General features: G+C 64.1%; 9 protein-coding genes and 1 pseudogene. 4 read left to right on the top strand and 6 right to left on the bottom strand.

The features are described 5' to 3' along the window. Positions 1 to 332: 332 nt before the first annotated feature. From VB672_RS14355 to VB672_RS14340, 4 genes are all read right to left on the bottom strand, one after another. Positions 333 to 758: an MAPEG family protein gene (locus VB672_RS14355; protein WP_329784867.1), complete on the bottom strand. Its 426-nt coding sequence runs from the start codon at positions 756 to 758 to the stop codon at positions 333 to 335. Positions 759 to 878: 120 nt separating this feature from the next. Beyond that, the gene (locus tag VB672_RS14350; RefSeq protein ID WP_329784866.1) at positions 879 to 2,015 is read right to left on the bottom strand and encodes a murein L,D-transpeptidase family protein; all 1,137 of its coding nucleotides are present in this window, start codon (positions 2,013 to 2,015) and stop codon (positions 879 to 881) included. A 172-nt stretch (positions 2,016 to 2,187) separates the two neighbouring features. Continuing rightward, a complete protein-coding gene (locus VB672_RS14345; RefSeq protein ID WP_329784865.1) occupies positions 2,188 to 2,820 on the bottom strand; it encodes a methyltransferase family protein in 633 nt (210 codons plus the stop codon). Then, a complete protein-coding gene (locus tag VB672_RS14340; RefSeq protein WP_329784864.1) occupies positions 2,820 to 5,081 on the bottom strand; it encodes a heavy metal translocating P-type ATPase in 2,262 nt (753 codons plus the stop codon). The genes VB672_RS14345 and VB672_RS14340 overlap by 1 nt, the downstream gene beginning before the upstream one ends. Positions 5,082 to 5,179: 98 nt before the next feature. On the opposite strand from VB672_RS14340, the gene VB672_RS14335 reads away from it, so the two are divergent. Continuing rightward, positions 5,180 to 5,596 carry a MerR family transcriptional regulator gene (locus VB672_RS14335; protein WP_329784863.1) on the top strand — a complete coding sequence of 139 codons (417 nt, stop codon included), beginning with the start codon at positions 5,180 to 5,182 and terminating at the stop codon, positions 5,594 to 5,596. A 400-nt stretch (positions 5,597 to 5,996) separates the two neighbouring features. Here VB672_RS14335 and VB672_RS14330 read toward each other — a convergent pair whose 3' ends face one another. Beyond that, a complete protein-coding gene (locus VB672_RS14330) occupies positions 5,997 to 6,581 on the bottom strand; it encodes a deaminase (protein ID WP_442932043.1) in 585 nt (194 codons plus the stop codon). Positions 6,582 to 6,625: 44 nt separating this feature from the next. On the opposite strand from VB672_RS14330, the pseudogene VB672_RS22625 reads away from it, so the two are divergent. The 3 genes and pseudogenes from VB672_RS22625 to VB672_RS14315 all read left to right on the top strand — a co-directional run. Beyond that, a pseudogene (locus VB672_RS22625) lies at positions 6,626 to 7,429 on the top strand (ATP-dependent nuclease); the annotation flags it as partial. A 71-nt stretch (positions 7,430 to 7,500) separates the two neighbouring features. Continuing rightward, complete coding sequence (locus VB672_RS14320; RefSeq protein ID WP_329784879.1) at positions 7,501 to 8,163, top strand: hypothetical protein; 663 nt, start codon at positions 7,501 to 7,503, stop codon at positions 8,161 to 8,163. Next, a complete protein-coding gene (locus VB672_RS14315; RefSeq protein ID WP_329784862.1) occupies positions 8,160 to 9,659 on the top strand; it encodes a UvrD-helicase domain-containing protein in 1,500 nt (499 codons plus the stop codon). The genes VB672_RS14320 and VB672_RS14315 overlap by 4 nt, the downstream gene beginning before the upstream one ends. A gap of 194 nt (positions 9,660 to 9,853) precedes the next feature. Here the strand turns inward: VB672_RS14315 and gyrB are convergent, their stop codons facing one another. Further along, positions 9,854 to 12,280: a DNA topoisomerase (ATP-hydrolyzing) subunit B gene (gene gyrB, locus VB672_RS14310; protein ID WP_329784861.1), complete on the bottom strand. Its 2,427-nt coding sequence runs from the start codon at positions 12,278 to 12,280 to the stop codon at positions 9,854 to 9,856. Between the last annotated feature and the right edge of the window lie 6 nt (positions 12,281 to 12,286).

Raw genomic sequence — 12,286 nt, 5'->3', positions numbered from 1 at the left:
TTTGTCGGCCCACAAGGCGCACGTCACAGGAGTGGGCCTTACACCAGTGTATCACACTATGCCGCAGCAGAGGGACTTATCGGGGCACTCCGCCAAACGACTGCGGGGGCGCTGAAGAACTTCACATGTGAATTATGGGATCCTAGGGAACGTATGCTCCAGCATGAAGGACCCCTTTGGGTCGAACTAAGCAGTTGGGCGTGGCCTTATGAAGGTCAGCTTACCCCATGATTGCGGAAGCTCGGCTTTCGTCTGCTTCGTGCCAGGCGTCGATGGATCGCCTGGGTCCGATCAAGCTGACGAAGCACATTCTCGACCATCGAAGGCAGCCTTCATTCTGCGGCTGAGACTGCAACGGATGTGGCCATTGCAAGCATGCAGATCGCCTGCACGAAGAAGAACGCGAACCGGACCGAGGCGGCGAGATCGGACGGTGTAAAGGTGAGGTGGACCGTCGTCTGACAGATGCGTGCGACCAAAATGGCTCCGGCAAGCAGGTCCAGGAGGCGGCTGTCCGCACCGGCTGCCGTTGCGCAAAGGACGATGGCGGCGAAGACCGGCAGGTTCTCGACGCAGTTCATGTGGGCCCTCATGGCGCGCTGGTACCAGTCGCTGCCTTGAGGCGAGCCAGCCTGCCATTCGGAAATCCTCACCCGCCCGGTGAGAATCCTGGACCATCGGTAGACACCAACCGTTCCGAAGAGCACCAGCAGCGTCCAGACGGCAAAGCCGAGGAGCGCCCATTGCGGGACCGTCATTAAATCCCTCCGCACGCGAGTAGACTGTGTCGTACTTCTTGGCGGATGTGCCTCTTGACCACCATACCCGCAAGCCGAACTCAGGCCGACGTGGAGCCTTCCCGTCGCCGCTCCGCAGCCCTAACCGCCGAAGAGCCCTCGAAAGCGCTCAAGGACAGAACCCCCGACGCCTCCCTCCCGGGCTGCCGGCGCAGGCGCCGCTGCTGCCGGAGTAACCTGACTGCTCGGTTTGCCGGACGGAACCCGGCCTTCCTGCGGCTTCTGCGACGTGTAGGCGAGCGTCGACGATGATCCCTGCCGTGGCTTGCCGTTCGCGCCGAGGACGACCTCCTGCGGCCCGGCGGCCAACGCCTCGGGCCGGCTCACGTCGCCGAGCCGATTGCGGGCGCTGGCATCGACGGCAAGCGAGCCATCTTCCCCGGCCAGAGCCTGCCGAAAAATCTGGTGCTGCCCGCCGTCGGAGTAGACCAAACTGACGGGCTGCACGCCCTTGGCCGCCAATCCGGCGACCTGCTGGTCGTCGCTCTGCCGCTTCCGCGCGACGGCCGCCATCACCGAAGCATCACCACTGAAGGCATACTGCTGGTTGGCCACGGACACCTGCGGCTCCTGCTTGGCGAGCTCGAAGTAGTCCGAGCCTTCCTTGAGGTTCCTCCAGAACGCGATGTTCGGGTCAAGGCGGTGCTTGGCCAGGTTCTCCGCCGTCATCCGGAACGGATACGACTGGAACTGAAAGCTGCGCTGGCCGCTGGCGAAGGACTCGCGGGCCAGGGCATAGACCTCCGAGATGGCCTCGTCTGTCATCGCGAAACAGCCGCTCGACGAGCACGAGCCATGCACCATCAGGTGCGCCCCCGTCCGGCCATGGGCGCGGTCGTATGCGTTCGGATACCCAAGATCGAACGAGAGGTGGAAGCTGGAATTCGGGTTCATTTGGGCTGGGGCGACCGTGTAGAAGCCCTCCGGCGCCTGGCGGTCACCCTCGCGGGTCTTGGGGCCGAGCTGGCCCGACCAGCGGCACATCGGGTAGGTCTTGAGCAGCGCGTACCGGCCGTCGGGGCCGCGCTTCCAGACCTCAATCTCGGATTCCTTCTTGTAGGCCCGCATCAGGATCGGATCGTTCTGCGACATGCCCTTGCTGGCCATCAGCGCCATGGTGGCCGGCGGGATCGGCGCCAGGTGACGCGTGGACCGGTTCTCGCCCTGACAGGCGGCGAGCGCGAGCACGAGGCCCGCAGCCAATGCGATACGCTTCATCGTGGGGATCCTCGCATTCTGTCTGCCCGAACCTTGCGCCGGACAGTTCCCCGTTTCCCTTGATCGTCGGCTTCAAGCCTGCTTGCCGCAGGCCCGGCCGATCCAACCCAGAGGTTGCCGCCAAGTCCGGCAGGATTGAGGCGCTGACCTTGGTTCACCTGTGATCCACAGGCTAGCCGTGTACGTAGGATGCCTGGGGCGAGTGTCCACGAAGGCCAATCCAGCGCGGCACCGCAGCACGGTACCGGTCATAGGTCGGCCCGTGCATGCGGAGCAGGTGCTCCTCCTCCATGCGGATCTGGACCGAGAAGGTGATCCAGGCGGCTGCGAGCACGATGGCCGTGACGGCGGTCGGAGCCGCGAGGAAGGCCCCGAGCAGCACGGTCACCATGCCCAGGAAGGTCGGGTTGCGTGACCAGCCAAACAGGCCCGACGTCACGAGCCCGGTCCGCTCCTGATCAAGGCCGATGCGCCAGGACGCGCCCATCTGTGCCTGGGCGGCAAGGATGACGGCGCTGCCAATGAGCATGACCGTCAGGCCCAGCCATGCGACGCGCGGACGGGCAAGCGTGGGGATCAGGCCAGCGGCCGTGTCGAGCTCCGGCGCGATGGCTCGGGCGATTAGGAAGACGAACAGGATCGCGCCACTGACGCGGTACGCCCGGCCCACGAAGTCGTGCACGGTGTCGCCCGTGCCGAACCGGTTGGCCGAACGCCCGATGCGTTGTCCCACCCACCGTGTCAGCGCCGCGAAGGCGGTGCCGACGACGACAAGGATCACGACCGGCAGCCCGGGCGAAGGCATCACGTCCGTCCCCCGGCCCCGAGCAGGCGCATGGCGTTGGCCGTGACCAGCACCGTCGCACCGGTGTCGGCCAGGATTGCGGGCCAGAGCCCGGTCACGCCAATGATGGTGGTGACCAGGAACACCGCCTTGAGGCCGAGCGCGATGGTGATGTTCTGGCGGATGTTGGCCATCGTGTCGCGCGACAGGCGCACCATGCGGGCGACATCGAGGACGCGACCGTGCAGCACGGCGGCGTCCGCCGTTTCTAGCGCCACGTCGGTGCCGCCGCCCATGGCGATGCCGACGTCGGCGGCGGCCAGCCCCGGAGCGTCGTTGATGCCGTCGCCGATCTTGGCGACCACCTGCCCCTTGGCCTGGAACTCACGGATGATGGCCTGCTTGTCCTGCGGCAGCAGCTCGGCCCGAGGCTCGATGCCGAGGCCGGTGGCGATGGCCTGCGCCGTGCGGCGGTTGTCGCCGGTGACCATCAGGGCACTCACGCCGGCGCTCTTGAGGGCTTCGAGGCCTTCCTTGGCATCCGGCCTCGGCTCGTCGCGCATGGCGATCAATCCGGCGATCTGGTCCCCTGCCAGGAGCACGGAGACCGTCTTGCCCTCGTCGTTCAGGGCCGTGATCTGGGCGGTCTGCTCCGGCGTGAGAGGCACCTTCTCCGCAGCAGCCTTCGGCGAACCGAGGAACAGCGACACGCCGCCGACCCTGCCGGTCACACCCTTGCCGCCGACGGCACCCGCATTCGCGGCCGGTGGAACCGGGGCCTTGGCCTCGGCCGCTTTCGCGAGGATGGCCGTGGCGAGTGGATGGCTCGATCCGGTCTCCAGGGCGGCGGCCAGCGACAGCACCTCCCGCTCGGAGCGCCCGACCGGGATCACGCCGGTGACCTTGGGTTTGCCCTCGGTCAGCGTGCCGGTCTTGTCGAAGGCCGCCATGGTGATCTTGCCGAGGCTCTCCAGCACGGCCCCGCCCTTCATCAGCAGGCCGCGGCGGGCGCCCGCCGACAGGCCGGCGGCGATGGCGGCCGGGGTCGAGATCACCAGGGCGCAGGGGCAGCCGATCAGCAGGATGGCCAAGCCCTTGTAGACCCACGCGCCCCAGGAGGCGCCGAAGAGCAGCGGCGGCAGGATGGCGACGAGGGCACCGACGAGAAGGACGGCGGGCGTGTAGTAGCGCGAGAAGCGGTCGATGAAGCGCTCCGTTGGCGCCTTGCTCTCCTGCGCCTCCTCCACGAGGCGCACGATGCGGGCGATGGTGTTGTCCTGCGCGGCCGCCGTGACGCGCACGCGCAGCGCGCTGTCGCCGTTGATGGTGCCGGCGAAGACGGTGTCGTCGGTGCCCTTGCGCTTCGGCATGCTCTCGCCGGTGACAGGGGCCTCGTCGATGGCGCTCTCGCCGTCGACGATCACACCGTCGGCGGGAACACGGTCGCCGGGGCGGACCAGGATGGTCGAGCCGACGGTGAGGGTTTCAGCTTGGACCTCCTCAGTCCTGCCGCCGCGTTCGAGCAGGGCCGTCTTGGGCACGAGTTTGGTCAGCCCCTGGATGCTGGCCCGGGCCCGTCCGGCGGCGACACCCTCCAGAAGCTCGCCGACGAGGAACAGGAAGACCACCATGGCGGCCTCTTCGGTGGCGCCGACGATCACCGCGCCGACGGCTGCGATGGTCATCAGCATCTCGATGGAGAACGGCGTGCCGAAGCGGGCCGCCACGAAGGCGCGCCGGGCAATCGGGACGAGGCCGACGGCCATGGCGAGCACAAAGGCCCAATGGCCGGTCTGCGGAAAGAGCTGGCCGATCCCGTAAGCGGCGACGAGCGCCAGGCCGCAGAAGATGGTCAGGAGGCCGCGGGGGCTCCGCCACCACGGACCGTCGCTGGGGCCATGGTCGTGCAGGTGACCGTGCAGGCCTGCAGACACCTCATCATGGTCGTGCTTGTGATTGTGACCGCCGGGACCATGGTCGTGATCCGAATGCTCCTCGTTCGGGCGGGCCGGCTTGGCATCGGCGGGGCCCTGCCCAGTGACCTTGAAACCGAGGGTTCCAATTTGCTTGGCAAGGGCTGCAGGGATGACCGTGTCGTCATGGGCAACGGTCACCGTTCCTGCGGGAACTGAAACGTTCACCTCCGCCACGCCTGGCACACGCCGCAAGGCATTGTCGATCTTGGTCGCGCATGACGCACAATCCATGCCTGAAACTCTGTAGCGGGTGCGCTGTCCATTTGCCGGTATGGCTTCGAGCTTCTCCTCGGGAGCGCCGGGCATGTTGCATGCCTCACACATCACAAACCTCACAAACCTCTTCACTTTGATTCGTCCGAAGGCTACAACCTCTAGCAGTTAGAGGTTCAACAGGTTTTTTAATGTCCCTGACGATTGGCGAGCTGTCCCGGAAAACCGAGGTGAAGATCCCGACTATCCGGTACTACGAGCAGATCGGATTGCTGGCTGAGCCGGTCCGGACTGAGGGGCAGCAGCGGCGGTACCGTCCCGAGGACGTCCGGAGGCTCAACTTCATCCGTCACGCTCGCGAACTTGGGTTCGAGGTCGACGCGATCCGTCAGCTCCTGAGTCTCGCGAGCCATCCGGATCGCTCTTGTGGCGAAGCGCATGAGATCACGAAGGCCCATCTGGAAGATGTCAACGACAAGATCGCTCGTCTGGCCGCCTTGCGGGACGAGCTCCAGAACATGGTTGCCTGTGACAACGGTAAGGTGGCCGAGTGCCGGATCATCGAGGTGCTCGCCGACCACGACAAGTGCCTCCACGGGACGCACTGAGACTTGCAGGAGTGCTGACGGCGTCTTGGGGTCAGCTACCTATTGAGCGCACCCCGTTTGTTAAGGATCTTTGGACGCCAAACGCGCTTACCGGTTGCTCTGACCATGGATGGGACTATCTTCGAATCAAATTGCTGAATTCTAGGAGTTGTTATGGCGTACGACGTGCGCGCAATTGCGAACGTTGTGCTTGACCGAGCGGAGCACCTCGGCATCAGCGTCACCAACTTGTCTATCAACAAGATTCTATATTTTGCGCACGGACACTTCTTAGCGCATTTCAATAAACCTTTGGCTTCGAGAGAAAGCAGAAGCCTGGGAGTTCGGGCCAGTTTATCGCGAGATTTATCGGCAGTTTAGTTCTTTCGAGAAGAAATCAATCAATACGAGAGCCAAGAAGCTAGATGTTTCTTCTGGGAAGATGGTGAACTTTTCGATTGCTTTGCCGTCGCACGAGCTGAAGTTTATTACTCCAGTTATTGCTCTTTGGGTATGGTTCGAGAAAGACGACGCGATCCATACCCGCCGCTACGATATGCTTTGCACACAAGTGACACGGAAAGGTCGTGCAGTAGAGGCTTGCGCCTGCCGTTGCTCGTCCCAGACGTGCGGCGTCTGAGATCGCAGGCATTTCGGCGTGGATGATTCTCCCGAACTCAATGATGTCGAGAAGCTGAGCATCTTTGATCTTCTTGCTTGCGAGAAGCGTATCTACTCTCTTCTGTCCATCCTCCATCGATCCGAGCTTGTCGGATAGGAGCCCTTCATCGAACATGCGGTCCAGCAAGTCATAGATAATCTCGTTCTTGCGTTCCTGGTTCGGATCTCTGCCCCATTCAATGTCCCGGACAGGAGGCTGGTCATCGTCAGACCAATATGTACCGCCGTCTGCTTTTGGAACCTCATTGCACCCGAGGGAAATCACCTCGCCACGCTTGCTGAAGATGGCGGCGCCCACCTGACGTGAAAGATCGACGGAGCGCAGTGCGGCAGCCGTAGCAATGTAAAGCCCATACTCGTCCTTCGTTGGTGATACCGAAGTATCTCCAAAGAATCATCCTGCGACTCACCATCAGAAACTACCGTGGTCTCAGCGATTTCACATGGGACCCGAAACCCGGGGTCAACTGTCTAATCGGCACAGGCGATAGCGGGAAGAGCACGGTGCTCGCCGCCATCTCGCTCCTCTTGGCACCATACCCGGCAGGGCCTTGCAGCGAATTTGATTACCATAAGCGCCGGGTCGGCAACGGTTTTGAGATTACCGCGGTCATCAGTGTGCCGGATCCGAGGCTTCTCGCAACGGATCGCTTCCCGCCTTTGCTCCAGGGCTGGCGAAACGGGCAAATAGCTCCACTCCCGGATGAGGACCGAGCTCCACGTGACCTGCGGGTCGGGCCAGGCAGCCTCCTCGATAGATATCTCGGACGGACTGAATTCCGTCCAGCGCTGCATCAGGCGGTGGCTGTCGCCTCGCGCAGTCTCGAACTGCCCGCGAGCGTACAGGAGGGCGTGGCGAGCATGGCCGCGCTCTTTGAGCGGGCCAATCTTCCGACAGATCTGCACCTTGGCATCGTGCCGCCGGCGGGCGGCACGACGCTGCCCGGAATGGTGACGCTCTTGCACGGAGCCGATGCCGCCGAGGCCGTGCCAATTGCATTGTCTGGAACCGGCACCCGTCACCTCGCCTTGCTGGAGATGTCTTCCGCACTTGCACTCGACCAGCCAGTGATCGTCGTTGACGAGCCTGAACGCGGGCTTGAGCCGTACCGGCAGCGTATCGCGGCTGAGCGCATTGTCGAGCTTTCAGGTGAGCGCGGCCACGCCTTCCTCACCACGCACCAGCTGTCCTGTCGCGGATGCCAACAGGATCCGTCTGGCGCATGGATCCGAGCATGGAAATCGTGGCTCTGGACAGCCCCGACCTGCACAAGGTTCTCGCAACTGACCCGGAGGCGCTTCTTTGCCCCCTGCCTCTGTTCTGTGAAGGGCCGACAGAGATTGGGCTTCTGTCGGTCCTGCCGCCTCCGTTCTTGGGTGGCTCCCTGGACCGTTTCGGCATTCATCTCATTGATGGCCGAGGGCAGCCGCAGGTGTTCGCGAAGGTGGAAGCGTTCGCTGCGGCCAACCTTCGATGCGCCGCCTTCCTCGACAACGAGGTGTCGTCTCCGGAAAGACGCGCACGCGTCAGCGCAGGCTGTCATCTTTTTGTCTGGGAAGACGCCTGCAACATCGAGGAGGCCGTCGCCAAGTGGTTGCCCGAGGAGCGGCTCGTAGACGTCCCAGCCTGGGCGGCCGAGGCAAGGGATGGCCGGGAGCGTTCATACGTGGACCAGGTCCGTGGGCGGTTCTTCCAAGCCACGGGCGGAACCATTGCCGAATTGGTCGATGAGTTCGGCGCGGAAGCTGTTCGGCAGGCTTTGGCAACGTGCATGAGCAAACATACTTGGTTCAAGACCGTTGATGCTGGCCGTCTTCTCGGGCAGCGCCTTCTGGATGCGGGCTTGCCAGAAGCCATCAGGAGGCAGGTTGAGCCCTTCGCGACTGTGCTTCGGACCGCGACGTGACCCTCGCCCGCTGCCGCGAGATTCTGCGTTCATCGGCTCCAGTGGTGCTCACGGAGGCGCCGGCCGGCTGCGGAAAGACGCATGAGGCCGCCGCCCTCGCTGCAGACCTCGCACCGACGCTGGATCCGGGGCGCGAGGTTCTGGTCTTGGCCCATACCAACGCTGCTGTGCAGGCATTCTGGGCAAGGACGCGAGGTGTGCGCGGGTCCGTGCGGGTCACCACCATCGATGCGTTTTGCCTTGACCTCCTAAGTCCCTACGCGAGTGTGCTCGGTTTGCCGTCCGACCTGCGTCGTCAGGTCGGGCCAGGCCGCGGCCGCGTACCCTTTGACACTCTCGCCGGGAAGGCGGTGGAACTCCTGTCGCGCAGCCCTTCGCTCGCGCGCATGGTTGCGGCCCGATATCCGGTCATCATCGCCGACGAGCACCAGGACGCACGCCGCGACCAACATCGGGTGGCACGCATTCTCGCTGAGGCCGGTTCCGGGCGGCTGCGGATATTTGGGGACCCTCTTCAGGCGATCTACGACGACGGAGATGCGATCTCGTGGCGCCAGTTGGAGTACGAAGCTGATGTCTGGGTCGCGCTTGATACTCCGCAGCGCTGGTCCCAGGCGCCTGAACTGGGCGAGTGGATCCTCAGGGCTCGCAACGCGCTCAAGGCCGGCGCGCCGCTGCCCGTGTCTGGGCGGCCCGCGAGGGTGCGCGTCACTTATGTAGCCGGAATGCCCGATGCGGGCTTCGGGAGGGGGAGTCCTCGCTTCTTGGCACAGCTGCTGCAGGCCTTTCTCAACCGTCATCGACAGGGTACGGTTTCGGTGCTCGCCGCCAGCAGGCACTTGTCCGTTGGGCTTTATGGCTGGGGACGCGGCCGTCTCACGTTCAATGAGGGAGCGGATTTCGAGCACGCTTATTCTGCGCTGGAGCGCGCCATCGCAGCGGTCGGCCGTCCACGGGATCTATGCTTGATCATCCTTGATCTGCTCGGTGAGGTGGCAACGGGGTTGACGGCGGCTTATCGTGAGACCCTTGGCCGCGCGCTGACTGGCCAAAGTATCCAAGCTGGACGTAGCCGTGCCCTCGCACCGCTTCTGGCGACCTTCGCGTCGGTTTACTCCTGTCCCGATCTTGCGAGTTTCTGCGCCGCCATCGCGGGCATCGCGCGGTGCCCCCCGGACTGGCTGCGCCTGCGTCAGCCTGAGTGCCTGCGCATCCTTGGACGCATCCGTCCTTCGGCGCCGGACGATGCCTTGGAGGCACTCGATGCCGCCATCAGTGCCCGCAAGCTATCGTCCCCACAGCCTGCTCGAAGCATTGGCACCATCCACAAGGCCAAGGGCTTGGAGTATGACCATGTGTTGGTGGGAAACTTCAGCGCTGGGCACTTTGCTGACGAACGTGGCCGTCGCCTTGCCTACGTGGCGCTGAGCCGTGCGAGGGTCAGTGTGGAACTCATGGTGCCAGCACTCGCGCCAAGCCCGCTGCTTCCCCGCTGACGCCATTGCATAGGCTTGTGCGGTGAGCCTCCAATGCGATCCCGTCAACAGGAACATGCTGCTGGTCGCTCGAACTCAGTTGGAAGTGCACTGGAACGCAATAGAAAAGGTCGCACCGGAAAGGTGCGCGCCTCGACGGGTTAGGATGTAAAGACACAATCAGCGGGTCTTTATGGTTTCAGCTACATTAACGATCAGACGTCCAGGTTCGCCACCGAGAGGGCGTTCTCCTGGATGAACTCGCGGCGAGGCTCCACCACGTCGCCCATGAGCTTGACGAAAAGATCGTCGGCGTCGGTGGTGTCCTTCACCTTCACCTGCAGCAGCGAGCGCACGTCGCGGTCGAGCGTCGTTTCCCAGAGCTGCTGGGCGGTCATCTCACCAAGTCCCTTGTAGCGCTGGAGCTGCAGGCCCTTGCGGCCCGCGGACAGCACAGACTGGAACAGCGAGAGCGGACCGTCGATCTGCATCTCGTCGTTCTTGCGCACAAGCTTCGCAGGCTTCGCATAGACGTCCTGCAAGGTGGTGGCACGCTCATCCAGCTTCTTGGCTTCCTGGCTGGCAATGAGGGCCTGATCGAGGGTTGCGGTCTGCTTCACGCCGCGCACGGTGCGTGAAAAGACGTAGCCGCCGTCATGAGCCTCGCCGGTCCAGCCACGCTCGAGTTCCTCCGAGATCGCGTCGAGGCGCTGGGCGATATAGGCCGCGGCGGCCGGACCCTTCTGCGGGTCTTCCGCCACATCGGGACGAAGCGCGCCGGCAATCGCCGCCTGCTCCACGACCTTCCGGTCGTAGCGCGTATGCAGGCTGTTGAGCACCTGCCGCACGAGGCGCGCCTCGTCAATCAGACCTTTCAGCTGATCGCCCTGGAACGACACGCCGGTTTCGAGCTGCAGGGAGGCGCTCTCGATGCCGGCATCGATCAGGAAGTCCTCCAGCGCTCGCTCGTCCTTCAGGTAGATCGCCTGCTTGCCGCGAGTCGCCTTGTAGAGCGGCGGCTGCGCGATGTAGAGATGGCCGCGCTCGATCAGCTCCGGCATCTGCCGGAAGAAGAAGGTCAGCAGCAGGGTGCGGATGTGCGAGCCGTCCACATCCGCGTCGGTCATGATGATGATGCGGTGGTAGCGCAGCTTGTCGAGGTTGAATTCCTCGCGGCCGATGCCTGTGCCGAGCGCGGTGATCAGCGTGCCGATCTCCTGCGACGACAGCATCTTGTCGAAGCGCGCGCGCTCGACGTTCAGGATCTTGCCGCGCAAGGGGAGGACGGCCTGGAAAGAGCGGTCGCGACCCTGCTTGGCGGAGCCGCCGGCGGAATCGCCCTCCACGAGAAGCAGTTCGCACTTCGACGGATCGCGCTCCTGGCAGTCGGCGAGCTTGCCGGGCAGAGACGCGATGTCGAGCGCGCCTTTCCGGCGGGTGAGCTCGCGCGCCTTGCGGGCGGCCTCGCGAGCGGCGGCGGCTTCCACCACCTTACCGACGAGGGTGCGGGCCTCCTGCGGATGCTCCTCGAGCCAGTTGTTGAGAGCCTCGTTGACCACGTTCTCGACGGCGGGACGGACCTCCGACGAGACGAGCTTGTCCTTCGTCTGCGACGAGAACTTCGGATCGGGCACCTTCACGGACACGACGGCGGTCAGGCCCTCGCGGCAATCGTCGCCGGTGAGGGAAACCTTCTCCTTCTTCGTCAGGCCGGAGGATTCCGCATAGCCGTTCACCTGGCGCGTCAGGGCCGCACGAAAGCCTGCGAGGTGCGTGCCGCCATCCCGCTGCGGGATGTTGTTGGTGAAGCAGAGCACGTTCTCGTGGTACGAGTCGTTCCACCACAGGGCGACCTCGACGCCGATGCCGTCCTTCTCGGAGTTGATCATGATCGGCCGCTGGATCAGCGGGGTCTTGGCGCGGTCGAGATAGCGCACGAAAGCTTCGACGCCGCCCTCGTACATCAGCTCCTCGCGCTTGTGCTCCGCGTGGCGCTTGTCGGTGAGGATGATGCGCACGCCCGAGTTCAGGAAGGCCAGCTCGCGCAGGCGGTGCTCGAGGGTCGCGTAATCGAACTCCACCATGGTGAAGGTTTCAGTCGAGGGCGTGAAGGTCACTTCCGTGCCGCGCTTGTCCGGCGCATCGCCCACGACGGCGAGCGGAGCCACCGCATCACCGTGGCGGAACTCCATGAAGTGTTCCTTGCCGTTGCGGTAGATGCGCAGCTTCAGCGAGGTAGAGAGCGCGTTCACCACGGACACGCCCACGCCGTGCAGGCCACCCGAGACCTTGTAGGAATTCTGGTCGAACTTACCGCCCGCGTGCAGCTGGGTCATGATGACCTCGGCCGCCGAGACGCCCTCGCCCGGATGGATGTCGGTGGGGATGCCGCGGCCGTTGTCGGTGACGGTCACCGAGCCGTCCGCGTTGAGCGTGACGGTGACTTCCGTTGCGTGACCGGCGAGGGCTTCGTCGATGGCGTTATCCACCACCTCGTAGACCATGTGGTGCAGGCCCGAGCCGTCATCGGTATCGCCGATATACATGCCCGGCCGCTTGCGCACCGCATCAAGGCCCTTGAGCACCTTGATCGATTCCGCACCATAGGCGTCGGCATTCACGTTGATAGCAGGTTCGGCCATTTGGGA

Source organism: Microvirga sp. CF3016, assembly GCF_036314085.1.
Taxonomy (GTDB): Bacteria; Pseudomonadota; Alphaproteobacteria; order Rhizobiales; family Beijerinckiaceae; genus Microvirga.
This window is presented reverse-complemented; position numbering and strand designations above follow the sequence as displayed.